Genomic DNA, 24,216 nt, shown 5'->3' on the forward strand with positions numbered 1-24,216 from the left:
CGATCCCGTGATGCAAGTTTCATGAAAAGGCCCCGCCTGCCGGAAAGGCAAGCGGGGCCTCAAGGCTCGGCGCCGTCGTCAGGCGCTCTTCTTTTCGTCCGTGTCCGAGACTTCCTCGAACTCGGCGTCGACCACGCCGTCATCGGCCGGCTGGTCCGCCGCGCCGGCCTCGCCCGAGCCCTGCTGCGCGGCGTACATCGCCTCGCCGAGCTTCATCGAGGCCTGGGCCAGGGTGTTGGTCTTCTGGCGGATGGCCTCCGGGTCCGCGCCGTCCTTCGCCGACTTGAGGTCGTCGAGGGCCGTCTGGATGGCGGCCTTCTCGGTCTCGCCGACCTTGTCGCCGTGCTCGGCCAGCGCCTTCTCGGTCGAGTGGATCAGGGCGTCGGCCGAGTTCTGGGCCTCGACCAGCTCCTTGCGGGCCTTGTCGGCCGCGGCGTTGGCCTCGGCTTCCTTGACCATCTTCTCGATGTCGGCGTCCGACAGGCCGCCGTTGGCCTGGATGCGGATCGACTGCTCCTTGTTGGTGGCCTTGTCCTTGGCGGTGACGTGGACGATGCCGTTGGCGTCGATGTCGAAGGCGACCTCGATCTGCGGCATCCCCCGCGGCGCCGGCGGAATGCCCATCAGGTCGAACTGGCCCAGCATCTTGTTGTCGGCCGCCATCGGGCGTTCGCCCTGGAAGACCCGGATGGTCACGGCCGACTGGTTGTCGTCGGCGGTGGAGAACACCTGGCTCTTCTTGGTCGGGATGGTGGTGTTGCGCTCGATCAGCGGGGTGAACACGCCGCCCAGGGTCTCGATGCCCAGGGTCAGAGGGGTCACGTCCAGCAGCAGCACGTCCTTGACGTCGCCCTGAAGCACGCCGGCCTGGACCGCGGCGCCCAGCGCCACGACCTCGTCCGGGTTGACGCCCTTGTGCGGCTCCTTGCCGAAGAAGGCCTTCACCGCCTCCTGCACCTTGGGCATGCGGGTCATGCCGCCGACGAGAACCACCTCGTCGATGTCCGAGGCCTTGAGGCCGGCGTCCTTGAGGGCCTTCTGGCACGGCTCGATGGTGCGCTGGACCAGGTCCTCGACGAGGGCCTCCAGCTTGGCGCGCGACAGCTTGATGTTCAGGTGCAGCGGGCCCGAGGCGTTCATGGTGATGAACGGCAGATTGACCTCGTACTGGGTGGTCGAGGACAGCTCCTTCTTGGCCTTTTCGGCCTCTTCCTTCAGGCGCTGCAGGGCCAGCTTGTCCTGGCGCAGGTCGACGCCCTGCTCCTTCTTGAACTCGTCGGCCAGATAGTCGACCAGGCGCAGGTCGAAGTCCTCGCCGCCGAGGAAGGTGTCGCCGTTGGTCGACTTCACCTCGAACACGCCGTCGCCGATCTCGAGGATGGAGACGTCGAAGGTGCCGCCGCCGAGGTCGTAGACGGCGATCTTCTGGCCGTCGTTCTTGTCGAGGCCATAGGCGAGGGCGGCCGCGGTCGGCTCGTTGATGATGCGCAGAACCTCGAGGCCGGCGATCTTGCCGGCGTCCTTGGTGGCCTGACGCTGGGCGTCGTTGAAGTAGGCCGGGACGGTGATGACGGCCTGGGTCACCTTCTCGCCGAGGTAGGCCTCCGCGGCCTCCTTCATCTTGCCGAGGGTGTAGGCCGAGATCTGCTGGGGCGAATAGTCCTTGCCGTGGGCGCGCACCCAGGCGTCGCCGTTCGGGCCCTTGACGATCTCGTAGGGCACCATGCCCTTGTCCTTGGCCACCACCGGATCGTCAAAGTTGCGGCCGATCAGGCGCTTGATGGCGAAGAAGGTGTTGGCCGGGTTGGTCACCGCCTGGCGCTTGGCCGGCTGGCCGACGAGAACCTCGCCGCCGTCCTGGATGGCGACCACCGAGGGGGTGGTGCGGTTGCCTTCCGCGTTCTCGATGACCTTCGGGTTCTTGCCGTCCATGACGGCCACGCACGAGTTGGTGGTGCCGAGGTCGATGCCGATGATCTTGGCCATGGGCTTGTTCTTCTCTCCGTTCAGCGGGCGATGCGGCGGCCTCACAGGGAGCGCCGCGCGTGACCGCCCCCGATCAAGGGTCCGATCTGTTGATGTCGTCTCGCCCGATAGCCCCACGAAACGCGGGGTTTTCCGGCGGTTGTCGCCGATATGGGAAACACCCCCCCGCCCGCAAGGCCCCGGCGCGGATTCCGTGGGCCGCGCCGCCGGGCCGTTTCGGGCTCAGGCGGCCGTCTGGGCCGCCGTCTCCGTCGGCTTCAGGTCCAGCAGGGCGAACAGACGGGCGTCCTCGTCCTGCTCCGGATTGGGCGTGGTCAGCAGCTTGCCGCCGATGAAGATAGAATTGGCCCCGGCGAGGAAGCACAGGGCCTGCATCTCCGGGCTCATGGTCTCGCGTCCGGCCGACAGGCGCACCCTCGCCTTCGGGCAGACGAGCCGGGCCACGGCCACGGTGCGCACGAACTCGATCGGGTCGATCTCCCCGTCCCGCTTCACCCGGTCGCCCAGCGGCGTGCCGGTCACCGGAACCAGCGCGTTGACCGGCAGGCTGTCGGGGTGTTCCGGCAGGGTGGCCAGGGCGTGCAGCAGGCCGGCCCGGTCGCGGCGACTCTCGCCCATGCCGACGATGCCGCCGCAGCAGGTGCTCATCCCCGCCTCGCGCACGTGGCGCAGCGTCTCCAGCCGGTCCCCCCAGGTCCGGGTGGTCACCACCTCGGCGTAGTATTCCGGTCCGGTGTCGAGGTTGTGGTTGTAGTAGTCCAGCCCCGCCGCCTTCAGCTGGCGGGCCTGGTCCGCCGTCAGCATCCCCAGGGTCGCGCAGGTCTCCAGGCCCAGCGCCTTCACCCCGGCGATCATCGCCGCCAGCTTCGGCGTGTCGCGGTCCTTCAGCTCACGCCAGGCCGCGCCCATGCAGAAGCGGTCGGCGCCGCCGGCCCTGGCCGCCATGGCCTCGGCCAGCACCGCCTGGGCGTCCATCAGCTTCCCGGCCTTGAGGCCGGTGTCAAAGCTGGCGGACTGGGAGCAGTAGCCGCAGTTTTCGGCGCAGCCCCCGGTCTTGATCGACAGCAGCTGGCTCCGCTGCACCTCCGACGGGTCGAACCAGCGCCGGTGCACCGTGGCGGCCGCGTAGACCAGCTCCATGAACGGCCGGGCGAACAGGGCCTCGACCTCTTCGAGGGTCCAGTCGTGGCGGGGGGTGGAGGGATCCTGGGCCATGGGGCGTTCCTGCCCGCCCCGGACCCGCGGTGCAAGGCGTCAGGCGGCCCGGGACAGGCGAACGGCCGGACCCGCGTCTTCCAGCCGGAAGCGGGCCACCGAGGCCGAAAGGCTCTCCGCCTCCTGGCGCAGCGAATGGCTGGCGGCGGTCGCCTCCTCGACCATGGCGGCGTTCTGCTGGGTCACCTGGTCCATCTGGTTGACGGCGGTGTTGACCTGCTGGAGCCCGGTGGCCTGTTCCTGGGCCGAGGCGGCGATCTCGGAGACCAGGCTGTCGATCTCGGCCACCCGGTCAACGATCCGCTGCAGCGCCTCGCCGGTCTGGCCGACCAGGCTGACGCCCGAGCCGACCTGGGCGGTCGAGGCGGAGATCAGGGTCTTGATCTCGCGCGCCGCCTCGGCCGAGCGCTGGGCCAGGGCCCGCACCTCCGAGGCCACCACCGCGAAGCCGCGGCCGGCGTCGCCCGCCCGGGCCGCCTCGACCCCGGCGTTCAGGGCCAGCAGGTTGGTCTGGAAGGCGATCTCGTCGATCACGCCGATGATCTGGCTGATCTGCTGCGCCGACTGCTCGATCGCGCTCATGGCGGCGACGGCGTCGCGGACGACCACCCCCGAGGTCTCCGCGTCGCCGCGGGCGCCGAGCACGACGTCCGCCGCGAGGCGCGCGCCTGCGGCTGTCCTCTTGACCGTGGCGGTGATCTCGTCGAGCGCCGCCGCCGTCTCCTCAAGACTGGCGGCCTGCTGCTCGGTGCGGCGGGACAGGTCGTCCGAAGCCTGGCTGATCTCGTCGGAGCCGGAGCGGATCACGCCCGCGTTCTCCGCAACACGGCTCATGGCCTGGCGAAGCGCGCCGACCGCGGCGTTGAAATCGTTCCTGAGGCCCCGGTACTCCTCGGGGAAATCATCGTCGATGCAGGAGACGAGGTCGCCTTGGGCGAGACCGGCCAGGCTCTTGCCGACGATGGACACGACCCGCGTCTGGCGCGCTTCCGCCTCGGCGCGCGCGGCCTCGCTGCGGTCCCTCTCTGCGGCGAGAACCTCGAGATAGATCGAGATGGCGAGATCCATGTCGAGCATGACCCGCTGGGTCAGTTCGGCGATGGCTTCGGCCGTGATCCGGTCGTGCTCGGCGCCGGCAAACCGGGACCGTCGACGGTTCGCGACCCGCTCCACCAGATGGGCGAGCAGAACGCTGTAACCGCCGATGTACCAGCGAGGCTCCAGGCCGATGCGGGCGTGAATCTCGCCGATCGTGCGGACGGATGTGGCGTAGCCATGGTCCAGCCGGCCGTCGATGATCGCGTCCCAGTGCTTGCGCTGCGCGGCGCTGGCGGCGGACATGTGCTGGTCGTCGCGGAAGAAGCGGCGGGTCTCGGGGTACTCCCGGACCCGGGCGTAGAAGGCGTCCAGCCCCACCGGGACGGCCTCGCGCAGAACGTCGCTGACGGCGCGGTACGACGGCGAGGGCTCCGACAGCCCCATGAAAGCCGCCCGGCGTTCGAGTTCGTGACCTGACATTGGCGCTCCGGGGTCTGCCTCTTCTTTGAAGGCCACACTGAAGCGCAGGCGCTGGCGCGGGGTTAACCGTGACGTGCGTAGTTTCCCGTATCTCGCGTATAAGACATAAAGACATCCTTATATGTTTTCTTGCTCCGCAGCGGCAGGCGGTCTAAAGGCCGCCTGAACAGCCGACCGGAACCGAACCATGACCGACTACATCGTCCGCGACATCTCCCTGGCCGACTACGGCAACAAGGAGATCGCCATCGCCGAAACCGAAATGCCGGGCCTGATGGCGCTGCGGGCGGAGTTCGGGAAGGACCAGCCGCTGAAGGGCGCCCGGATCGCCGGCTCCCTGCACATGACCATCCAGACGGCGGTGCTGATCCAGACGCTGGAGGCCCTCGGCGCCGAGGTGCGCTGGGCCTCGTGCAACATCTTCTCCACCCAGGACCACGCCGCCGCGGCGATCGCCGCCAACGGCACGCCGGTGTTCGCCATCAAGGGCGAGACCCTCGTCGAGTACTGGGACTACGCCCACAAGATCTTCGAATGGGCCGACGGCGGCTATCCGAACCTGATCCTCGACGACGGCGGCGACGCCACCCTGCTGTGCGTGCTGGGCCCCAAGGCGGAGAAGGACGCCTCGGTGCTCGACAATCCGCAGAACGAGGAGGAGGAGGCGCTCTTCTCGGTGATGAAGCGGTATCTGAAGGAGAAGCCCGGCTTCTACTCGGCCATCCGCGACGCCATCGGCGGCGTCTCGGAAGAGACCACCACCGGCGTGCACCGCCTGTATCAGATGGCCGAGCGCGGCGAGCTGCCGTTCCCCGCCATCAACGTCAACGACAGCGTCACCAAGTCCAAGTTCGACAACCTGTACGGCTGCCGCGAGAGCCTCGTCGACGCCATCCGCCGCGGCACCGACGTCATGCTCTCGGGCAAGGTCGCCGTGGTCTGCGGCTATGGCGACGTGGGCAAGGGCTCGGCCGCCTCGCTGCGCCAAGGGGGCGCCCGGGTGAAGGTCACCGAGATCGACCCGATCTGCGCCCTGCAGGCGGCGATGGAAGGCTATGAGGTCGTGACCCTCGAGGACGCCGCCGCCGACGCCGACATCTTCGTCACCGCCACCGGCAACAAGGACGTGATCACCGTCGATCACATGCGGGCGATGAAGAACAACGCCATCGTCTGCAACATCGGCCACTTCGACAGCGAGATCCAGGTCGCGGGCCTGAAGAACTTCAAGTGGGACGAGATCAAGCCGCAGGTCCACCATGTGGAGTTCCCGGACGGCAAGAAGATCATCCTGCTGTCCGAGGGCCGGCTGGTGAACCTGGGCAACGCCACCGGCCACCCGTCGTTCGTGATGTCGGCCAGCTTCACCAACCAGACGCTGGCCCAGATCGAGCTGTGGACCAACCGCGCCGCCTACGAGAACCGCGTCTACACCCTGCCCAAGCACCTCGACGAGAAGGTCGCGGCCCTGCACCTCGGCAAGCTCGGCGCGAAGCTCACCGTGCTGAAGGACGAGCAGGCGAAGTACATCAACGTGCCGGTCGAAGGCCCCTTCAAGCCGGACCACTACCGGTACTAGGGCGCGGATCGAGGAGGCGAAGGCCGGCGGCTGAACCGCCGGCCTTTCGCATGTCCGGCCCGGAGATCAGGCGGCGAGCTGCGACTGTCCGTGATCGGCGTCGCGATCCGCCAGGCCGGTCTCGAAATCCATGAAGATGTCCATCAGCTCCTCGGGCCCCACGGGCACGGCGCCCGGGGCGAAGCGGAACCGCCAGAAGCTGATGATGTGCTGGACGGCCCCGAGCTGCTCGCCCAGCCGGATGAACATGCGCGGCGCGCGCAGCAGGAAGTCGCGGAAGGCGCCGGGGTCCGCCCGCCGCGTCAGACCCGCGTAGGCCTCGTCATAGACCTCGAGGGTGCGCTCGGCCTCGGCGCAGGTGCGGGCGATCCGGTCCGTGAGGATGCGCCGGCAGCGATCCAGCTCGGCGCGGGTCTCCCGGTCGCACCGCCCCGCCGGCCGGGCGACGCCGACCGCGGCGGCGACCTCGGCGGCCTGGGGCCTGAGGCTGGTCAGCACCCATTTGTAGTAGAGGAAGCCCTTCCAGCAGAAGACGCCCTCCTCGTAGTCCTCGGGGCGCAGCTGGAGCGTGTCGCGAAGGGCGTCCAGCTGCCCGCCCGCCTCGTTCGACAGGATCTTGCCGGCGAAGCGCCGCGTCGAGCCGACAGCCTCGAGATCGGATCCGATGCTGAGCGTGACCAAGGGCCGGATCTCGGCCTCGACGAACTGCACCATGCGGGTGAGGTCCGCGTCGCTGACCGCGAAGTAGAAGGACGCCGGCTCCACGCCGTTGCGGCGCAGCTGCTCGCGCAGCAGGAAGGGGTCGAGGGAGGGAAGGGCGTCCATCAGCCTCAGCGTGGCGAGGTCCGGGTGATCGGAGTCGAGCCCGAAGGCCTCCCGCATGCTGCGCTCGAATCCGCGCTGGTCGACGAGGATCGAGCGTCCGCCGCTGGACAGGTCGGTGGTGTCGATGGGCACGACCACCTTGGTGGCGACGTGCCGGCGCAGGTGGAACAGGTCCAGTTCGTCGCGGCGCAGCCGGTGCTTGATGACCAGGCCGCGATTGAGCGCCGGCGTGCGGAACACGGGACGCGCCCGCCATTCCGGATCGCGTTCGTGCGTCTCGGCCACCCGCAGCAGGTTGAGCACGCGCGCCGTCGACGCCGATCGGCGCAGGTGGGCCAGATTGCGGATAGCGCGGTCGGTCATCGGGCCCCCTCGTCCCGCCCACCAAAGCACGGAAGCGTAACCTTTGCCTTAGCGCCGCGCCCGCTGGTTTCCCCGCCCGGCGCGGCCTAGAGTGAAGTCATGACCGTCTTCGACATCCTCATCCTGCTGGCCATCGCCGCCGTCGCGATCACCCTCGGCTTCGGCATACGCTCGCTCTACCAGGAGGGCCCCGAGGCGCGCTCGCGGTCCAACAAGCTGATGCGGCTGCGGGTCGCGCTGCAGGCGCTGGCGGTGGCGCTCCTCGTCATCGGGATGTGGTGGAAATCCACGCACGGGGCCTGAGCCGGTGGTCGTGCTGAACCGGATCTACACGAAGACCGGCGACGACGGGCGGACCCGGCTGGCCTCCGGGGCCCCGGTGTCCAAGAGCGACGCCCGGGTCGAGGCCTACGGCGCGGTCGACGAGCTCAACGCGGTGATCGGGGTGGCGCGGCTGCATTCGGGCCAGAACGACCGCATCGACGCCATGCTGGGCCGCATCCAGAACGAGCTGTTCGACCTCGGCGCCGATCTGGCGACCCCGCTCGACCCGGCGCCGAAGTGGGAGGCGCTGCGCGTGCTGGACAGCCAGGTGGAGCGGCTGGAGCAGGAGATCGACTGGATGAACGAGAGCCAGAAGGCGCTCGACAGCTTCATCCTCCCGGGCGGGTCGCCGCTGTCGGCCCATCTTCATCTGGCCCGCACCGTCTGCCGCCGCGCCGAGCGCGAGGCGGTGCGGCTGATGGAAGCGGGGGAGGCGGTGACGCCGGCGGCGGTGCGCTACCTCAACCGGCTGTCGGACCACCTGTTCGTCGCGGCGCGCCGGGCCAACGCCCACGGCGCCGACGATGTGAAGTGGGTCCCCGGCGCGACCCGCTGATCAGCGCTGTTCAGCGAGGGCGGCGCGCTGGCGCGCGGCGTCGGCGTCGCGGGCGGCCTTGCGGGCCTGCAGCTGGTCCTCGATGGCGATCAGCTCGCGGTTCTTGGCGTCCGAGGCCTCGGCCCGGCTGACGCCGAGGGGCCGCCCGGTGATCTCGGCGATCGAGATCGGCTGGGCGCAGACCCGGCCCTGGGGATCCCACCACTTGCCGCCGGCCTCGCAGCGCTCCTCCGGCGCCTTGACCAGTCCCTGCCAGGCGAAGGTCAGTCCGACCGCCACCGCGAAGGTGCACAGGAACAGGACGCTGAGCCGTTTCATGGTCAGGAGTCGGTGCATGGGACGATCCGGAGGCTGGCGCGTTGACGCCGCGTTACGTTGACAGGCCGGGCGAGGGGTACCTATTGCCTGACCCAACATTCCGGCGACTTTGTGGATAGCGCAATGAAGGTTCTCGTCCCCGTCAAACGGGTGATCGACTACAACGTCAAGGCTCGCGTGAAGGCGGACCAGACCGGGGTCGACCTCGCCAACGTCAAGATGAGCATGAATCCCTTCGACGAGATCGCCGTCGAGGAGGCCGTGCGCCTGAAGGAAGGCAAGGAGCATCACGCCGCCGGCACCGCGACCGAGATCGTGGTCGTGTCCATCGGCGTGACCCAGGCCCAGGAGACGATCCGCACCGCCCTGGCCATGGGCGCCGATCGCGGTCTGCTGATCCAGTCCGACTCCGACCTCGAGCCGCTGGCCGTCGCCAAGCTGCTCAAGGCGGTGGTCGAGGAGGAGAAGCCCGATCTGGTGCTGATGGGCAAGCAGTCGATCGACGGCGACAACAACGCCGTCGGCCAGATGCTCGCCGCCCTGTTGGGCTGGCCCCAGGCCACCTTCGCCTCGAAGATCGAGATCGGCGGCGGCAAGGCCACGGTGACGCGCGAGATCGACGGCGGCCTGCAGACGATCGCCGCCGAACTGCCGGCCGTGGTCACCGTCGACCTGCGCCTCAACACCCCGCGCTACGCCTCCCTGCCCAACATCATGAAGGCCAAGAAGAAGGAGATCGCCATGAAGGCGGTCGCCGACTACGGCGTCGACGTCGCGCCGCGCCTGAAGGTCCAGAAGGTCACCGAGCCGCCGAAGCGCGCCGCCGGGGTCAAGGTGGAGAGCGCCGCCCAGCTGGTCGAAACCCTCAAGTCCGCGGGAGTCCTGTAATGGCCGTTCTCGTCATCGCCGATCACGACGGTTCGACCGTCCGCGACACCACCCACAAGACCGTGACCGCCGCCCGCGCCCTCGGCGGCGACGTCGACCTGCTGGTCGTCGGCCAGGACGCGCGCGCCGTGGCCGACGCCGCGGCGAAGATCGACGGCGTCCGCAAGGTGCTGCTCGCGGAAGGCGCCGGCCTCGGCAAGGCGCTGGCCGAGGCCGTCGAGGCCACCGTCCTGTCGCTGGCGGAGGGCTACGACGCCATCCTCGCCCCGGCCACCACGGACGGCAAGAACTACGCCCCGCGCATCGCCGCGCGGCTGGACGTCGCCCCGATCTCGGACATCGTCGAGGTGGTCGCGCCCGACACCTTCGTGCGACCGATCTACGCCGGCAACGCGCTGGAGACGATCCAGAGCTCGGACGCGAAGAAGGTCATCACCGTCCGCTCGACCGCCTTCGCGGCGGCCGGCGAGGGCGGCTCGGCGTCGGTCGAGACCGTCGCCGGCGGCGAGGCGCCGAAGACGACCTTCGTCGGCGAGGAGATGGTCAAGTCGGACCGGCCGGAGCTGGGCGCGGCGAAGATCGTCGTCTCCGGCGGCCGGGCGCTCGGCTCCGCCGAGGAGTTCCACGCGGTGATGGACCCGCTGGCCGACAAGCTGGGCGCCGCCGTCGGCGCCTCGCGCGCGGCCGTCGACGCCGGCTATGCGCCGAACGACTACCAGGTCGGCCAGACCGGCAAGGTCGTCGCCCCGCAGCTCTACATCGCCATCGGCATCTCGGGGGCCATCCAGCACCTCGCCGGGATGAAGGACTCGAAGGTCATCGTGGCGATCAACAAGGACCCGGACGCGCCGATCTTCCAGGTCGCCGACTACGGCCTGGTCGCCGACTACAAGACCGCCGTGCCCGAGCTGATGGCGGCGCTGGGGTAGGATCCTGGCCGGGGATCGCGCGGCCCGGCTGGCCGTCAGGCTGACGCCGGGCGCCGCCGTCGATCGCGTCGACGGCTGGGACGTGGACGCCGACGGGCGTCCCGTCCTGAGGGTCCGGGTGCGCGCCCGGCCGGTCGAGGGCGAGGCCAACGCCGCCCTCCTCAAGCTGCTGGCGAAGGCGCTGGGCGCGCCGAAATCCGCCGTCGCGCTGGATCGGGGCGGACAGTCGCGGATGAAGATGATCCTCGTCCGGGGGCTGACGATCGATGATCTGCGAAGCCGCCTTACCGACTTGTAATGTTTCCGGCCTTGTCGCGGCGGCGCGGAGCCATTTGTAATCCGCGCCGACCGGCGCCTCGGGCGCACCAGGGGATGCTTCGATGAGACTTCACCGCCTGCGGGGCGCCAGCCTCGCCGCCCTCGCCTGCGCGGCGCTGGCCGCCTGCGCCACGACAGGAAGCAACGGTTCGAACGGCGACGAGGCCGCCTCGTCCGGCGACTCCGGGCGCGCCGCCCTGGCGCCGGGCCTGGACGCCGCCGCCAACCCGGATCCCTTCCCGTCCACCTACCGAGGCCTGCCGCGCCAGAACATGGCGATCGTCGGCGGCGTGGTGTTCACCGGCGCCGGGCAGCGCATCGAGAACGGCGTGGTCATTGTCACCGACGGCCGCGTCGCCGCGGTCGGCGACGCCTCGACGCCGGTTCCGGCCGGCCACCAGGTGGTCGACGCCCGCGGCCGCTTCGTCACCCCGGGCATCATCGATGTCCACTCCCACCTCGGCGTCTATCCCTCGCCGGGCGTGCAGGGGATGAGCGACGGCAACGAGGCGACCAGCCCGAACACCGCCCAGGTCTGGGCCGAGCACTCGCTGTGGCCGCAGGATCCCGGCTTCAACGCCGCCCGCGCCGGCGGCGTGACCACCCTCCAGATCCTGCCCGGCTCGGCCAACCTGTTCGGCGGCCGCGGCGTCACCGTCCGCAACGTCCCCTCGGTCACGATGCAGGGCATGAAGATGCCCGGCGCCCCCTACGGGCTGAAGATGGCCTGCGGCGAGAACCCGTCGCGGGTCTACGGCTCGCGCAACCAGTCGCCGGCCACCGGCATGGGCAACATGGCCGGCTACCGCGCCGCCTTCATCGCCGCGCGCGAGTACAAGGCCAAGTGGGACAAGTGGCGCGAGGACGGCGAGGGCTCGCCGCCTACCCGCAACCTGCAGAACGAGACCCTCGCCGGCGTGCTGGACGGCTCGATCCTGGTGCAGAACCACTGCTACCGGGCCGACGAAATGGCCCAGATGATCGATCTGGCGAAGGAGTTCGGCTTCCGCATCACCGCCTTCCACCACGCCATCGAGGCCTACAAGCTGGCCCCGACCCTCGCCCGGGAAGGCATCTGCGCCGACATGTGGACCGGCTGGTGGGGCTTCAAGATGGAGGCGCTGGACGCCGTCGAGGCCAACGCCGCCCTCGTCGACGCCCCGCCGAACAGCTGCGCCGTGATCCACTCGGACGACGCGGAACTGACCCAGCGCCTCAACCAGGAGGCCGCCGCGGCCCTTGCCGCCGGCCGCCGCATGGGCATGGACATTCCCGAGGAGCGGGCGATCAGCTGGATCACCCTGAATCCGGCCCGGTCACTCGGCATCGCCGACCAGACCGGCTCTCTGGAGCCCGGCAAGCGCGCCGACGTGGTGATCTGGAGCGCCAATCCGCTCAGCGTCTACGCCCGCGCCGACCAGGTCTTCATCGACGGCGGCCTGGCCTTCGACCGCATGAACCCGGCCTACCAGCCGCTGTCCGACTTCGAGCTGGGCCAGCCCGGCTACGGCCTCGCCGCCGCCAACGTTCCGCAGGGAGCCCGCTGATGCGCCTCAGGACCCTCATCCTCGCGGCGGCCGGCGCGGCCGCCTTCGCCCTCCCGGCCGCGGCGCAGCAACTGACCGCCATCACCGGCGGCCGGGTGCTGACCGGAACCTCGGTGATCGAGAACGGCACGGTGGTCATCCGCGACGGCCGCGTGGTCTCGGTCGGCGCCGGCGCCGCCCCCTCCGGCGCCACGGTGATCGACGCCCGCGGCAAGGTGGTCTCGCCCGGCTTCGTGGCGGTGGACTCCGGCCTCGGCGGCTCGGAGATCTCCTCGGTCGGCGATTCCGACGACCTGCGCAACGGGGCCAATTCGATCAGCGCCTCGTTCGACGTCAGCTACGGCCTCGATCCGTGGTCGATCACCCTGCCGGTGGCCCGGCTGGGCGGCATCACCCGCGCGGTGGTCGTGCCCAACCACCCGGGCGGCGGGGGCGGCGGCCACGCCCATGACGATTCCGACTTCGCCGGCGTCGGGCACGGCGGCCTGCAGTCGCCCAGCCTGTTCGCCGGCCAGGCGGCGGTCATCCACCTCGCCGCCGGGACCGACATCCTCGTCAAGCCGCGCGTGGCCATGGTCGCCCCGTTCGGCGAGGCCGGGGCGGGCGTCGCCGGCGGCGCCCGCGGGGCCCAGTTCGTCCAGTTCAAGGAAACCCTGGCCGAGGTCCGCCTCTACGCCCGCAACAAGGCCGCCTACGACCGCGCCGGCCTGCGCGACCTCAGCCTCTCACGCGCCGATCTGGAAGCCCTGATCCCGGTGGCGAACGGCCAGATGCCGCTGATCGTCACGGTGCGCCGCGCCGCCGACATCCTGCAGGTGCTGCGTCTGGCGCGCGAGGAAGGGGTGAAAATCATCCTCGACGGGGCCGAGGAGGGCTGGCTGGTGGCGTCGCAGATCGCCGCCGCCGACGTGCCGGTGCTGCTGAACCCGATCTCCAACCTGCCGGGCAGCCTCGAGACCCGGGCGGCGCGGATGCAGAACGCCGCGGCGCTGGACGCCGCCGGGGTGACCATCGCCATCAAGGGCAACGAGGGCTCGATTCATCGCGCCCGCGAGACCCGCTACAACGCCGGCAACGCCGTGTCGCACGGCCTGCCCTACGAAGCGGCGATCGAGGCGATCACCGTCAACCCGGCCCGCATCTTCGGCATGGCCGGCCAGTTCGGCGAGCTGCGCCCCGGCGCGGCGGCCGACGTGGTGGTCTGGTCCGGAGATCCGCTGGAGCCGCTCAGCATCGCCGAGCGCATCTGGGTCAACGGCGAGGAGCAGGCCCCGACCAGCCGCCAGTTCCTGCTGCGCGACCGCTATGCGCAGGGTGGCGAAGGGGCGATGCCGCCCGCCTACGGCCGGTAGGGCCAGGTGTTAGGTTCTAGGTTCTAGGTGCTAGGGAGGGCTTCCTCTTCCCTAGCACCTAGAACCTGATCCCTAGAACCTTCATGTCCCCCCGCATCTTCATCGACGCCGACGCCTGCCCGGTGAAGGACGAGGTCTACCGGGTGGCGGAGCGCTGCGGGCTGAAGGTGTTCGTGGTGTCCAACGGCTGGATCAACACGCGGCGCGAGCCCTGGATCGAGCAGGTGGTGGTCGACGCCGGCCCCGACGTCGCCGACGACTGGATCGCCGAACGGGCGGGGCCGGGCGACATCGTAGTCACCGCCGACATCCCGCTGGCCGACCGCTGCCTGAAGGCGGGGGCGCAGGCGCTGAAGGCCAACGGCCAGCCGTTCACGCCCGACTCCATCGGCTCCGCCCTCGCCGGACGGATGGTCGGCGAGCACCTGCGCTCCATGGGGGTGGCCACCTCCGGCCCGCCGCCGTTCGGGCCGAAGGACCGTTCGAACTTCCTGCAGGCGCTGGACCGGGCCGTGGTCGCGGCGCGGCGGGCGGCGCGATGACCGTCATCCCCGAGGACGAGCTGGAGTTCCGCTTCTTCCGCGCCGGCGGCCCGGGCGGCCAGAACGTCAACAAGGTCTCGACCAGCGTCCAGCTGCGCTTCGACGTGGTCAACTCGCCGTCCCTGTCCGAGGCGGTCAAGGAACGGCTGCTGAAGCTCGCCGGCAGCCGGGCGACCCAGGCGGGCGAGGTGCTGATCACGGCCGTGCGCTTCCGCACCCAGGAGCGGAACCGGGCGGACGCGATCGCCCGGCTTCAGGCCCTGGTCGACGAGGCTTCGATCAGGCCGGTGTTCCGGGTGCCCACCCGCCCCACGCGCGCCTCGAAGGAGCGCCGGCTGGAAGGCAAGGCGAAGCGCGCCTCGATCAAGAGCGCCCGCGGCAAGCCCCGTCTGACGGACTGAGTCCTATTCCGCCGGACGGAACAGCAGGGCGGCGACCTTGCCGGCGGCGTCGAAGCCGATGATCCACTGGGTGTCGGCGTTGGCGAAGGTGACGGCGAACAGGTCCGCCCCGTCCTGGCTGCCGACGAAGTCGATCGCCTGCACCGCGCCGAAGCCCTGGATTAGCGGCGTCACCTGGGCCTCCTGCTCGCGCACCTTGCCGGCGAGGTCCTCCGACATCAGCGAATAGTCCATCGCGCCGGCCTGGGCGCCGGCGATGATGGCGCGCAGGGTCTCCTCCGATGCGGCGTTCAGCGGTTCGCGCGCCGCGGGGGCCGCGGGTTCGGGCGCGGCGGCCTGGCCCTGCCGGGCGAAGGGGTCGGGCACGGCGCCGGCCGCGACCTGGGCCTGGGCGGCGGCGGGGAGGGCGGCCAGGACGGCGGCGAGCAGAAGCGGCTTCATGGGGTCGTCTCCGTTGTCGACTTCAGACGATGGCGGGCCAAAGCGACAGAACAAGGGCGGCTCCGGCCGCAGCGGCGACGAAGCCGAGGGCGAAGGCCGCCCAGCCCGGCAGGCGCTCCTCGCGGATCACCACCGTGTGGGTCCGCGGCGGATCCTGCACCAGTTTCGACAGCGCCTTCAGCGTCGTCCGCAGCTCGTTGACCGCGTCCCGCACCTGGGCCTGCGGTCCCAGTTCGCGGCGGATCCAGCGCTCCACGACCGGCTGGGCTGCGGCCCACAGGTCGTGATCCGGGTTCAGCCGCCGCGCCACGCCCTCGACCGAGACCATGGTCTTCTGCAGCAGGATCAGCTCCGGCCGCAGGTGCATGTCGAACAGGTCGGTGATCTCGAACAGCTGGCCCAGCAGGCGGCCCATGGACACCTGCGACGCCTGCTTGCCGATCACCGGCTCGCCCACGGCGCGCAGCGCCTGGGCGAAGGCCTCGACCGAGTGCTCGGGGGGCACATAGCCCGCCTCGAAGTGGACCCGGGCGATGCGGTCGTAGTCGCGGCTGATGAAGCCCCAGAGGATCTCGGCCAGGTAGCGACGCTCGGCCGGCCCCAGCCGTCCGACGATGCCGAAGTCGATCGCCGTCAGCTCGGCCGGGGCGTGGCAGAACAGGTTGCCCTCGTGCAGGTCGGCGTGGAAGGCGCCGTGGTCCAGCGCCTGGCTCAGGAAGGCGCGGACGACGTTGTCGGCCAGGGCGTCGCGGTCGATGCCGGGCTGCTCGGCGGCGGCCGGATCGGTCAACGGCAGGCCGCGGGCCCACTCCAGCGTCAGCACCCGCTTGCCGACCCCGTCCCAGATCACCCCCGGCGCGGTCATGTGGCCGCCGATGTCGCCGGCGGCGGCGCTGCGGGCCATGATTTCCCCGAGCTCGGAGGCGGCCGCGGCCTCGAGCCGCATGTCCAGCTCGAGGGTCAGGGCGCGGGCGATGGTCTCGACGAAGGCCGCCGGCTCGAGCCGCCGCGCCAGCGGCACGAAGCGGACCGCCAGCCGCGCCGCCAGACGCATGGCGTCCAGCCCCTGGGCGACGCGACGCTCCACGCCCGGCCGCAGGATCTTGACGGCCACGCGCCGGCCGTCGGCGAGCACCGCCGGGTGGGCCTGCGCCAGCGAGGCGGCGGCCACCGGCGGACCGAAGTCGGTGAACAGGCTCTCCACCGGCCGGCCGAGCGACCGTTCGACCTCGCGGCGGGCCTGGTCGACGGGGAAGGGCGGCAGGGCGTCCTTCAGTCGGCCGAGGTCGCGGGCGAACTCCACGCCGAAGATGTCGGCGCGCGTCGCCAGCACCTGGCCCAGCTTGATGGCGACGGGCCCGAGATGCTCGAAGGCCTTGCCCAGCCGCTGGCCCGGCCGGCCGTCCCGGCCCTCGCGGCCGGCGAACAGGTGCAGCAGATGGGCGATCCAGCGCGCCCAGACCGGCAGCAGCGGGGTGATCTCGCGCGGGATCAGGGCGTCGTGGCGAACCAGCACGCCCAGCCAGCCGAGCAGGCGCAGCAGGGATTCGGCCGGGCGGCGCACCGGCAGGGTCGCCGGCGGCGGCGGCGGCGTCGCGGGATCGATGCGTGCGGTCAGATCGCCCACCCGTGGTGAATGGCGGCGACGCCGCCGGAGAGGTTGGTCACCGTCACCCGGCTGAAGCCGGCCGCCTCGATGAGGCCCCGGAAGGTCTGCTGGTCGGGAAAGCGGCGGATGCTCTCGACCAGGTACTGGTAGCTGTCGCGATCCTTCGCCACCCACTCGCCGATGCGGGGAATGGCATGGAAGGACCAGGCGTCGTAGGCCTTGCGGATCGGCCCGGCGACGGGCCGCGAGAACTCGAGGCAGAGGAAGCGGCCGCCGGGCTTCAGCACCCGCCGCGCCTCGGCGAGCGCCTGCGGCACGTCCGCGACGTTGCGGATGCCGAAGCTGATCGAATAGGCGTCCACCGAGGCGTCGGGCAGCGGCAGGGCCATGGCGTCGCCGACCGTCCAGCTCATCTCCGGCTCGCCGCCCTTGTTCACGCCGGCCATGATCATCTCGGCATTGTAATCCAGCACGATGACCGAAGCGTCGGGACCGCCGCGGCGTTCCTGCGCCCGCCGGGCCATGCGGGCGTAGCGCCGGGCCATGTCGCCGGTGCCGCCGGCCACGTCGAGGATGGTCTCGCCCGGCCGCGGATTGAGCTTCGCCGCCGCCGCGTCCTTCCAGAGCCGGTGCACGCCCGCGCTCATCAGGTCGTTCATCAGGTCGTAGTTCGACGCCACGCTGTCGAACACGCCGCGGACCAGCTGCACCTTCTCGCGCGCATCGACGTCGCGGAAGCCGAAGGAGGAGGTCTTGCCGGAAGGCGGGGCGGTGTCGCTCATACCGGCGGTCTAGCCGCTCGCGGGAGCGGCGTCATCCGTCCGCATGGCCGCACGGCCTCAGCGGCGGCTCTTGGGGTTCGGCACCCCGAGATCCTTCATCACGCTGCGGGTCATGGCGTAGCAGCCGCAGGCGGCGCGCTCGAGCCCCGGGCGGTCCAGCACCTCGACCCAGCCGCGGCCGCGGCGGATCAGCCCCTTGCCCTCCAGGTCGGATCCGATCTCGCTCACCGTGGCGCGGCGCACGCCCAGCATGCCGGCGATGTCGGCCTGGGTGAGGGAGAAGCGGTCGTCGCCGGCGCGGTCGTGGACCGCCAGCAGCCAGCGCGCCAGCCTCTCGTCCAGCCGGTGCTGGGCGTTGCATGCGGCGTTCTGCTGGACCTGGGCCAGCAGGCTCTCGGTGAAGCGCGACAGGGCCGAACGCATGTCCTCGCTTTCCGACAGCACCTCGGAGAAGGCCTCTGAGGGGCAGCAGGCGGCGGCGCCGTCGATCTGGGCGATGGCCCGGCTGGAGGCGCGGGCGTTGAGGGGTCCGCAGGTCACCCCGACCAGGCCCTCCCGCCCGATCACCGCCGTCTCCACCATCCGGTCGTCCGCCAGCAGGGTCATCAGAGACACCACGCCGCTGAGCGGGAACCAGACGGCGTCGACCTCCTCGCCGGCGTCGTACAGGGTCTGCCCCTGCGAGAAGGTCCGCTGCTCGAGGTGCGGCTCTATCCCCGCGCGGTCATCCGGCGACAGGGCGCCGAGCCACAAGTTCTCCATCGAACAACTCCCTGCCAAAACGGTCACGCTCGCTAACGCCCAAGCTTCGCGCTGCGTTCCTGTGTGGGAAATCACCGTCTTGTGGCGGTCCCGGCGGCGGGATAGGCGGTAGGCGTGGAGGACGCCTGATGCAGAAGCTTGAGATCGACGCCGTGCTGGCGCAGCTGCCCGCCTGGTCGCGGGCGGAGGACGAACGCCCGGCCATCGCCCGCTCCCTCGTCTTCGACGATTTCAACGCGGCCTTCGGCTTCATGACCCGGGTCGCCCTGCACGCCGACAAGGTCGATCATCATCCGGAGTGGTCGAACGTCTACAACCGGGTCGAAATCCTGCTCACCACCCACGACGCCGGCGGGGTGACGGAGCGGGACCTCGCCATGGCGCGGTTCATCGACGCGGCCGCCGCCGGCCGGGAGGCCCGGTGATGGGCGGGCGCGTCGCCGGCAAGGCCGCCCTGATCACCGGCGCGGCGGGCGGTCTGGGCCAGGCCATGGCGTGGATGCTGGCGCGGGAGGGGGCGCGGGTCGCCCTCACCGACATCGACCTGACGGGCGCGCAGGCGCTGGCCGACGCGATCAACGCCGACCATCCCGGCGCCGCCTTCGCCTTCGCCCACGACGTCACCGACGAGGCGCAGTGGGCGTCGGTCGTCGCCCAGGCGGTCGCGGCGATGGGCGGGCTGTCGATCCTCGTCAACAACGCCGGCGTCGGCGGCTCGCTGGTCTGGGCCGAGCAGGACACCCTCGACAACTGGCGCCGGGTGCAGGCGATCAATCTTGAGAGCGTGATGCTGGGCTGCAAGCACGCCCTGCCGCACCTGCGCGCCTCGGGGGCCGGCTCGATCGTCAACATCAGCTCGGTGGCCGGGCTGGCCGCGGCGCCCGGCATGGGGGCCTACAACGCCACCAAGGCGGCCGTCTGGATGTACACCAAGACGGTGGCGCTCGAGGCGGCGAAGGCCGGCTGGAACGTGCGCTGCAACTCGGTGCACCCGGTCTTCATCAAGACGCCGATCCTCGACCCCTTCGTGGCCATGGCCGGCGGCGACGAGGGCGTGGCCCACGAGAAGCTGGCGCGGGGCATCCCGATGAAGCGCATCGGCGAACCGGACGATGTCGCGTACTGCGTCCTCTACCTCGCTTCGGACGAGTCGAAATTCGTCACCGGCGCCGAGTTCAAGATCGACGGCGGCATGCTGGCGCAGTGACGGCCGTCAGAGCAGGTCGACCGGCAGGATCTGGCTCGACAGCAGCGTCTCCATGGCGTCCCAGCGGTCGCCGCCCTGCTCCTCGACCCACGCCTGCACCACGTCGCGGCCGAGGCCGTAGTTGATGATGTAGCTGCGGTAGGTGTCGATGAAGCGCAGCCGCTGGGCCGCCTTGTCGCGCGGTGACAGGCTGTAGGTCATCAGCTGGTCGATGGCCGTGTCCCGGTCGATCCGGCCGGCCAGCCAGGCGTCGGCGATGGTGTACTCCGCCCGCGCCAGCCGGCGCAGCAGGCCCTGCAGCTCGGCCTTCCTCTCGGCCGTCGCCGGATCGAGGCCGGCCAGCGGGAACAGCACCTGGCGCTCGAAGGCCAGCGCCTCGTCGCCGGGGAAGGCCAGGTCGATGCCGTAGTTGGCGCTGCCCTCGGCCACGAAGCTCATCGGCGAGAACAGCGGATAGACGCTCATCTCCACCCAGCCGCGCTCGCGCACGAAGGTCCGCTCCAGCAGGGCGTTGTAGACATGGTGCCCCGGGTAGCCCTCGTGGCAGCCCAGATCGATCGCCCGCTCGGTGTAGATCGGAAAGTCGGCGTTGATCTCGATCTTCGACTGCGAATTGCCCTGGTAGTAGTTGTACCCGGACCACGGCTTGTCGCCGACGAAGGCGAGGGTGAAGTTCTCGTTCGCCGGCAGGGTGATGTGGCGCGCCGTGCGCGCCCGGCACTCGGCGATGGCGGCGTCCATCACCGCCTGCAGCCGGTCCTTCGGGATGACGTAGTGCGACTTGAACTCGGTGACCCGCTCGGTCAGCGAGCCCGGGCCCGGCAGAAGGGCGTCGATCTCGGCCAGCACCGGATCGAAACTGGACAGCGGCGGCAGCTCGGGCCGCACGCCGAACAGGGCCTCGGCCTCGTCGGCGAAGCCCATGCGCTCGCCCGACAACATGCGCAGGCGCGCCGCCGCCGCGGCGACGTGGGCCAGCAGGTATTTCCTCCGCTGCACGACGGCCGGTTCGGCGCCGGCCGTGGAGATCGCCTCCAGCCGCTGCGTCAGGGTCGCGGCGCCCTCGACCAGCTGCGGCACGGTGCGCGGGTTCGCCTTCGCCGCCTCGGCCCACTCCGCCGGGCCGTAGTAGGCGTCGACATAGCCGGGCTCGCGCTCTCCGATCTCGAGCGTGAGGGCCACGTAGTCGCGGGCGATGGCGTCGAGCGTGTCGCCGCCCGGGGCGGCCGGCGCCGTCGGGGTCGTGGCGCAGGCGCCGACAAGGGCGCAAAGGCCGATCAGGAACGCGCGCATAGAGGTCCTCCCACCGCTTCCAGCCTGCAAACCCGCGGACCCGCCCGGGGTTCGCTCCGGACGCATTCGGGATTGAGGGCGGCGCGCTCCTGCTGTAGAGGCCATTCCTCCCGGCCCCGGCCGGCGCACGCACCCGTAGCTCAGCTGGATAGAGCGTTGCCCTCCGAAGGCAAAGGTCACACGTTCGAATCGTGTCGGGTGCGCCACTCCTCCTCCAATCGTTGAAAACGCTGCGGATTTACCGTCCGCACGACCGTCTTTGGACGATTGCTCCACAACGCTGCTCCACAACCCGGTCGCCGACATCGCGCTAACCTCGTGTGATCGTTCGGAAAAGCGCAAGCCCAGCGTCTACACAGGCCGTCTACACAACAGTCGCTCTCATCTGGTCGAAAAGCGGGGTCGCTTTCACTACCGGCGTCGGGTGCCCGACGCGCTTCGGGAGATCGTAGGGAAGAACGAAGTCTGGAGATCGTTAGGCACGGACAGCCTCACGGTGGCCAAGCGTCGCGCCTTGAGAATTGCTGCGGAGATCGAACAAGAGTTCGAGGTCGCTCGATCACACGCCGGTCTTCCGGTCGATCAGATCGTGCTCAACGGATTTCCAGCCAAGCCAATAGCACCGATCGGGCCGCAGTCGGGCATCAGTCTTGGCGACCTCTATGAGGGTTATATGTCTGACCCGACCCGGAACTGGTCGCCAACGACGCGCATGGCCTACCAGACCACGATGCGGATCGTTCTGGCGATCCTTGGTCGCGACACCCCGGCTCGGGCCGTCACGCGCGCCATGTGCCGGGAGATGATCGAGGTGTTGCGGTGGCAACCGCGCAACGCCTCGAAGCTCTTCCCGAACAGCACACCGATGGACATAGCGGATCGCGCCAAGGCCGAGGGGCGAACAGACCTGATCAATGCGGCTAACATAAACACCTACCTGAATAAGCTTGGCGCCGCCTTCAATTGGGCGGTGAAGGAGGAGGTGATCGACCGCAATCCCTGCGCGGGCTTGCGGGTGCCCGATCTCGTGGCGCGTCGTGACAAGCGACTGCCATTCTCCCCAGCCCAACTGACCGCCATTTTTTCGGCGCCGCTCTACACCGGCTGTCGCGACGACGGGCACGGCTATGCCGTGCCCGGTCCACACCGCCCGAAGAACGCGCGGTTCTGGATTCCTCTGGTGTCGATGTTCGGGGGGCTGCGCCTCAATGAAGCTTGCCAACTGGACGTAGCCGACATCCGCAGCATCGAGGACATCGACTGCTTCGTCGTCACCGAGCGGTCGGATGAGGAAGATAACGACAAGCGGCTCAAGACAAGTGCCAGCGAGAGGGTCGTCCCGATCCACGCTACGCTGATCGATCTCGGCTTCTTGGACTTCGTGGAAGAGCGGCGACGCGCTGGAGAGATCAAGCTTTTCGTCGAGGTAGGAATGGGGGCGACGGGCTATCGCTCAACCACCTTTTCCGCGTGGTTCCGTCGCTTCGCGATGAAGGCTGGAGCCAACTCACGAAAAACCTGCTTCCACAGCTTCAGGCATGGCTTTCGAGACGCCATGCGCGAAGCTCGGATCGACCGGGACATCGCCTTGGCCTTGGGCGGGTGGACTGGCCCGAGTGGTTCAGCTTCGGTGTCGGACGTCTACGGCAGTGGCTATCGGGTGCCGACCCTTAAAGAGGCGATCGACCGGGTTAGTTATCCGGGGTTCGATCCAGACTCCATCAGGGGGTGACCTCTTGGAGACCCTTCGCCCATCTCACGCGAAAAGCCGCGAAGCGGTGCCGAGATCGGTGTCTCGCAATAGGCGGACACCGGTTTTCGCTGCCAAGTTCTCGGCAGCTTTGGTGTAGCCGCTTGATGAAATCACGGCACCATAACTAGCCCCGTAGAATCGTGCTCCTGCGAACACCTCTTGGACGGCTGTGACACCAATGGGCCGTCTATGGTTCTTACATTGGAAGGCGATCAACTTTCCATTGATTGTGGAAAGGATGTCCACGCCGTTATCCGCAGAAGCGGAAGTTATCTCGGCAGGGTAGCCGAACGAGCGGATCGTTTCTAGGCAACTCTGCTCAAACGCTGTCCCCCCAGACAAGGCCGTTGGTGCCCGTTCCAACAGCGCAAGCTGCGCGAGTTCATCTCCCCATTCGGCACCTGCCTCTCTCCGCGCAAACCGCGAGAGTTCTCTTGCTAGACCGTCGTGGTTTGGCTCGCCCCAGAAGCTGTCACTCTGGCAGCGCGACACTATGGACCCGATCCGAAGCTTATTCCTCCGATAGAAGTCGGCGATCTCGGCTATGACCAGCCACGGCCTCAACAGACTTCTGACGCCCAGATCGATCTGATCCCCGAGAACATCCGGCAAGGGGCCGCCGTGCGGAAAACGCCTTCCGAAGTGATGCTCAAGGCTCGGCTCGGCTGCCAAACCAATGAGTTCATCTCCGGTGTTCCAGAGGCTGTATGGAGCGACGCCGATAGATTTCTCGATCTCCTTTCCAATTATCGCATGTGCCTCGCTTCTAATTCTGCCGTATGTGGACCAGAATGTCTCGGGGTGCCTTATGATGGGTTGGATCAAAAAATACTTTCGAATCGACTCTTCGGCTGTGTAGCTGCTCAATGCGGCCGCAAGTCTATCCATCTCGCCGCCGAAGCCGATGAACACTTTCGATGCTTTTAGGCGAGCGCGAGCCGAAGCCGAAACATCTTGAGCGACTCGCTGCATTCCATCTCGCCCCCCGCTCCGCTGGAACCCCAGTGAAATGGTCTCTGGATGGCTTATCATCCACGCCGCGATCGCCGCGTCCATCGACGGTGATGGTTCAGGCTCCCAGCGGAAGGGTGGGTAGATGTTCGGGTCGTTAACGGTCATGGCTGCCCCCACTCGCCTTCACTCCAGTATCGTTTTCTAGCGACTGTTGTGTAGACGGCCTGTGTAGACGGCCTGTGTAGACGCTGGGCTTGCGCTTTTCCGAACGATCACACGAGGTTAGCGCGATGTCGGCGACCGGGTTGTGGAGCAGCGTTGTGGAGCAATCGTCCAAAGACGGTCGTGCGGACGGTAAATCCGCAGCGTTTTCAACGATTGGAGGAGGAGTGGCGCACCCGACACGAGACCGGGCGTGGGCTTGGCTCTGCGGGATTTGGGTGTCGTCGGTCAAGAGCGCGCTCCATCGTTCTGGAGCGTCCCAGCCATCGTCAGGAGAGCGATTCAGTCAACGCTCTGGAGGGCGATCTCTCGACGCTTGCGACCGATCCTGTCGTCCGGTGGCGACGCTCTCCTGACGGTCTCCCTCGGCCGAGGCACGGAGCGTCTTGATCGTCGATGTCGGCCATGGGAGCAGAGCGGCTCTGCGGCTGGCGACGAAAGAGGCGCCGAGGCTCTGATTTCAGCGGGGAGAAGGTCAACGTGTGGAAGCTGGACCACTTCGTTCCTGCGTCCGATGTTGATGCCGAGGAGC

General features: G+C 69.2%; 24 protein-coding genes and 1 tRNA gene. 14 read left to right on the forward strand and 11 right to left on the reverse strand.

Annotated elements, in window-relative coordinates; genetic code table 11:
- Window positions 1–78: 78 nt before the first annotated feature.
- The 3 genes from dnaK to H2038_RS12230 form a co-directional block, all read right to left on the reverse strand.
- Window positions 79–1,986, reverse strand: a complete 1,908-nt coding sequence (dnaK, locus tag H2038_RS12220) for a molecular chaperone DnaK (RefSeq protein WP_292113574.1) — start codon at window positions 1,984–1,986, stop codon at window positions 79–81.
- A gap of 222 nt (window positions 1,987–2,208) precedes the next feature.
- The gene (gene bioB / locus H2038_RS12225) at window positions 2,209–3,201 is read right to left on the reverse strand and encodes a biotin synthase BioB (protein WP_292113577.1); all 993 of its coding nucleotides are present in this window, start codon (window positions 3,199–3,201) and stop codon (window positions 2,209–2,211) included.
- A gap of 39 nt (window positions 3,202–3,240) precedes the next feature.
- Window positions 3,241–4,719, reverse strand: a complete 1,479-nt coding sequence (locus tag H2038_RS12230; protein ID WP_292113580.1) for a globin-coupled sensor protein — start codon at window positions 4,717–4,719, stop codon at window positions 3,241–3,243.
- Between the two features lie 187 nt (window positions 4,720–4,906).
- Between H2038_RS12230 and ahcY the strand changes: the two genes are divergently transcribed.
- Window positions 4,907–6,298: an adenosylhomocysteinase gene (ahcY, locus tag H2038_RS12235; protein WP_292113583.1), complete on the forward strand. Its 1,392-nt coding sequence runs from the start codon at window positions 4,907–4,909 to the stop codon at window positions 6,296–6,298.
- Between the two features lie 66 nt (window positions 6,299–6,364).
- Here the strand turns inward: ahcY and H2038_RS12240 are convergent, their stop codons facing one another.
- Window positions 6,365–7,486: a hypothetical protein gene (locus tag H2038_RS12240; RefSeq protein ID WP_292113585.1), complete on the reverse strand. Its 1,122-nt coding sequence runs from the start codon at window positions 7,484–7,486 to the stop codon at window positions 6,365–6,367.
- A 99-nt stretch (window positions 7,487–7,585) separates the two neighbouring features.
- Here H2038_RS12240 and H2038_RS12245 point away from each other — a divergent pair, with 99 nt between their 5' ends.
- Entirely contained in the window at window positions 7,586–7,789 is a 204-nt protein-coding gene (locus tag H2038_RS12245; protein ID WP_292113588.1) for a twin transmembrane helix small protein, read from the forward strand.
- A gap of 4 nt (window positions 7,790–7,793) precedes the next feature.
- Window positions 7,794–8,366, forward strand: a complete 573-nt coding sequence (locus tag H2038_RS12250) for a cob(I)yrinic acid a,c-diamide adenosyltransferase (protein WP_292113592.1) — start codon at window positions 7,794–7,796, stop codon at window positions 8,364–8,366.
- Here the strand turns inward: H2038_RS12250 and H2038_RS12255 are convergent, their stop codons facing one another.
- The gene (locus H2038_RS12255; RefSeq protein ID WP_292113594.1) at window positions 8,367–8,702 is read right to left on the reverse strand and encodes a hypothetical protein; all 336 of its coding nucleotides are present in this window, start codon (window positions 8,700–8,702) and stop codon (window positions 8,367–8,369) included.
- Between the two features lie 105 nt (window positions 8,703–8,807).
- Between H2038_RS12255 and H2038_RS12260 the strand changes: the two genes are divergently transcribed.
- The 7 genes from H2038_RS12260 to arfB all read left to right on the forward strand — a co-directional run bounded on the left by H2038_RS12260 (window position 8,808) and on the right by arfB (window position 14,661).
- Entirely contained in the window at window positions 8,808–9,572 is a 765-nt protein-coding gene (locus tag H2038_RS12260; protein WP_292113598.1) for an electron transfer flavoprotein subunit beta/FixA family protein, read from the forward strand.
- On the forward strand, window positions 9,572–10,501 hold the full coding sequence (locus H2038_RS12265) for an electron transfer flavoprotein subunit alpha/FixB family protein (RefSeq protein WP_292113601.1): 930 nt from the start codon (window positions 9,572–9,574) through the stop codon (window positions 10,499–10,501). The genes H2038_RS12260 and H2038_RS12265 overlap by 1 nt, the downstream gene beginning before the upstream one ends.
- 28 nt (window positions 10,502–10,529) lie before the next feature.
- Window positions 10,530–10,799, forward strand: a complete 270-nt coding sequence (locus H2038_RS12270; protein ID WP_366926502.1) for a DUF167 family protein — start codon at window positions 10,530–10,532, stop codon at window positions 10,797–10,799.
- Between the two features lie 82 nt (window positions 10,800–10,881).
- A complete protein-coding gene (locus tag H2038_RS12275; RefSeq protein ID WP_292113604.1) occupies window positions 10,882–12,366 on the forward strand; it encodes an amidohydrolase in 1,485 nt (494 codons plus the stop codon).
- Window positions 12,366–13,718: an amidohydrolase family protein gene (locus tag H2038_RS12280; RefSeq protein ID WP_292113607.1), complete on the forward strand. Its 1,353-nt coding sequence runs from the start codon at window positions 12,366–12,368 to the stop codon at window positions 13,716–13,718. The genes H2038_RS12275 and H2038_RS12280 overlap by 1 nt, the downstream gene beginning before the upstream one ends.
- 83 nt (window positions 13,719–13,801) lie before the next feature.
- Complete coding sequence (locus tag H2038_RS12285; protein WP_292113610.1) at window positions 13,802–14,260, forward strand: YaiI/YqxD family protein; 459 nt, start codon at window positions 13,802–13,804, stop codon at window positions 14,258–14,260.
- Entirely contained in the window at window positions 14,257–14,661 is a 405-nt protein-coding gene (gene arfB, locus H2038_RS12290) for an alternative ribosome rescue aminoacyl-tRNA hydrolase ArfB (protein WP_292113613.1), read from the forward strand. Before H2038_RS12285 ends, arfB begins: the two co-directional genes overlap by 4 nt.
- Window positions 14,662–14,664: 3 nt before the next feature.
- On the opposite strand, the gene H2038_RS12295 is transcribed toward arfB, so the two are convergent.
- The 4 genes from H2038_RS12295 to H2038_RS12310 are packed head-to-tail and all read right to left on the reverse strand — an operon-like array spanning window position 14,665 to window position 18,255.
- Entirely contained in the window at window positions 14,665–15,102 is a 438-nt protein-coding gene (locus H2038_RS12295) for a hypothetical protein (protein WP_292113616.1), read from the reverse strand.
- A 22-nt stretch (window positions 15,103–15,124) separates the two neighbouring features.
- Window positions 15,125–16,729: a 2-polyprenylphenol 6-hydroxylase gene (gene ubiB, locus H2038_RS12300; protein ID WP_292113619.1), complete on the reverse strand. Its 1,605-nt coding sequence runs from the start codon at window positions 16,727–16,729 to the stop codon at window positions 15,125–15,127.
- Entirely contained in the window at window positions 16,717–17,493 is a 777-nt protein-coding gene (locus H2038_RS12305) for a class I SAM-dependent methyltransferase (RefSeq protein ID WP_292113622.1), read from the reverse strand. The genes ubiB and H2038_RS12305 overlap by 13 nt, the downstream gene beginning before the upstream one ends.
- Before the next feature lie 57 nt (window positions 17,494–17,550).
- Window positions 17,551–18,255, reverse strand: a complete 705-nt coding sequence (locus tag H2038_RS12310) for a Crp/Fnr family transcriptional regulator (protein WP_292113624.1) — start codon at window positions 18,253–18,255, stop codon at window positions 17,551–17,553.
- A 128-nt stretch (window positions 18,256–18,383) separates the two neighbouring features.
- Here H2038_RS12310 and H2038_RS12315 point away from each other — a divergent pair, with 128 nt between their 5' ends.
- The gene (locus H2038_RS12315; protein WP_292113627.1) at window positions 18,384–18,680 is read left to right on the forward strand and encodes a 4a-hydroxytetrahydrobiopterin dehydratase; all 297 of its coding nucleotides are present in this window, start codon (window positions 18,384–18,386) and stop codon (window positions 18,678–18,680) included.
- Window positions 18,680–19,462: an SDR family oxidoreductase gene (locus H2038_RS12320; protein WP_292113630.1), complete on the forward strand. Its 783-nt coding sequence runs from the start codon at window positions 18,680–18,682 to the stop codon at window positions 19,460–19,462. Before H2038_RS12315 ends, H2038_RS12320 begins: the two co-directional genes overlap by 1 nt.
- Before the next feature lie 6 nt (window positions 19,463–19,468).
- Here the strand turns inward: H2038_RS12320 and H2038_RS12325 are convergent, their stop codons facing one another.
- Window positions 19,469–20,755, reverse strand: a complete 1,287-nt coding sequence (locus tag H2038_RS12325) for a hypothetical protein (protein WP_292113633.1) — start codon at window positions 20,753–20,755, stop codon at window positions 19,469–19,471.
- A gap of 129 nt (window positions 20,756–20,884) precedes the next feature.
- On the opposite strand from H2038_RS12325, the gene H2038_RS12330 reads away from it, so the two are divergent.
- Together H2038_RS12330 and H2038_RS12335 are read left to right on the forward strand one after the other, a co-directional pair.
- Window positions 20,885–20,961: transfer RNA gene (locus tag H2038_RS12330), tRNA-Arg, on the forward strand.
- A gap of 53 nt (window positions 20,962–21,014) precedes the next feature.
- Entirely contained in the window at window positions 21,015–22,487 is a 1,473-nt protein-coding gene (locus tag H2038_RS12335; protein ID WP_292113636.1) for a site-specific integrase, read from the forward strand.
- A 24-nt stretch (window positions 22,488–22,511) separates the two neighbouring features.
- On the opposite strand, the gene H2038_RS12340 is transcribed toward H2038_RS12335, so the two are convergent.
- Window positions 22,512–23,627, reverse strand: coding sequence for a restriction endonuclease (locus H2038_RS12340; protein ID WP_292113639.1), 1,116 nt, complete (start codon window positions 23,625–23,627; stop codon window positions 22,512–22,514).
- Window positions 23,628–24,216 lie beyond the last annotated feature (589 nt).

It is taken from the genome of Brevundimonas sp. (assembly GCF_013912005.1).
GTDB lineage: Bacteria > Pseudomonadota > Alphaproteobacteria > Caulobacterales > Caulobacteraceae > Brevundimonas.

Coding starts and splice junctions, on each gene's coding strand:
- dnaK (WP_292113574.1), bottom strand. CDS start 1,986: ATGGCCAAGATCATCGGCATCGACCTCGGCACCACCAACTCGTGCGTG.
- bioB (WP_292113577.1), bottom strand. CDS start 3,201: ATGGCCCAGGATCCCTCCACCCCCCGCCACGACTGGACCCTCGAAGAG.
- H2038_RS12230 (WP_292113580.1), bottom strand. CDS start 4,719: ATGTCAGGTCACGAACTCGAACGCCGGGCGGCTTTCATGGGGCTGTCG.
- ahcY (WP_292113583.1), top strand. CDS start 4,907: ATGACCGACTACATCGTCCGCGACATCTCCCTGGCCGACTACGGCAAC.
- H2038_RS12240 (WP_292113585.1), bottom strand. CDS start 7,486: ATGACCGACCGCGCTATCCGCAATCTGGCCCACCTGCGCCGATCGGCG.
- H2038_RS12245 (WP_292113588.1), top strand. CDS start 7,586: ATGACCGTCTTCGACATCCTCATCCTGCTGGCCATCGCCGCCGTCGCG.
- H2038_RS12255 (WP_292113594.1), bottom strand. CDS start 8,702: ATGCACCGACTCCTGACCATGAAACGGCTCAGCGTCCTGTTCCTGTGC.
- H2038_RS12260 (WP_292113598.1), top strand. CDS start 8,808: ATGAAGGTTCTCGTCCCCGTCAAACGGGTGATCGACTACAACGTCAAG.
- H2038_RS12265 (WP_292113601.1), top strand. CDS start 9,572: ATGGCCGTTCTCGTCATCGCCGATCACGACGGTTCGACCGTCCGCGAC.
- H2038_RS12275 (WP_292113604.1), top strand. CDS start 10,882: ATGAGACTTCACCGCCTGCGGGGCGCCAGCCTCGCCGCCCTCGCCTGC.
- H2038_RS12280 (WP_292113607.1), top strand. CDS start 12,366: ATGCGCCTCAGGACCCTCATCCTCGCGGCGGCCGGCGCGGCCGCCTTC.
- H2038_RS12285 (WP_292113610.1), top strand. CDS start 13,802: ATGTCCCCCCGCATCTTCATCGACGCCGACGCCTGCCCGGTGAAGGAC.
- arfB (WP_292113613.1), top strand. CDS start 14,257: ATGACCGTCATCCCCGAGGACGAGCTGGAGTTCCGCTTCTTCCGCGCC.
- H2038_RS12295 (WP_292113616.1), bottom strand. CDS start 15,102: ATGAAGCCGCTTCTGCTCGCCGCCGTCCTGGCCGCCCTCCCCGCCGCC.
- H2038_RS12305 (WP_292113622.1), bottom strand. CDS start 17,493: ATGAGCGACACCGCCCCGCCTTCCGGCAAGACCTCCTCCTTCGGCTTC.
- H2038_RS12310 (WP_292113624.1), bottom strand. CDS start 18,255: ATGGAGAACTTGTGGCTCGGCGCCCTGTCGCCGGATGACCGCGCGGGG.
- H2038_RS12315 (WP_292113627.1), top strand. CDS start 18,384: ATGCAGAAGCTTGAGATCGACGCCGTGCTGGCGCAGCTGCCCGCCTGG.
- H2038_RS12320 (WP_292113630.1), top strand. CDS start 18,680: ATGGGCGGGCGCGTCGCCGGCAAGGCCGCCCTGATCACCGGCGCGGCG.
- H2038_RS12325 (WP_292113633.1), bottom strand. CDS start 20,755: ATGCGCGCGTTCCTGATCGGCCTTTGCGCCCTTGTCGGCGCCTGCGCC.
- H2038_RS12340 (WP_292113639.1), bottom strand. CDS start 23,627: ATGACCGTTAACGACCCGAACATCTACCCACCCTTCCGCTGGGAGCCT.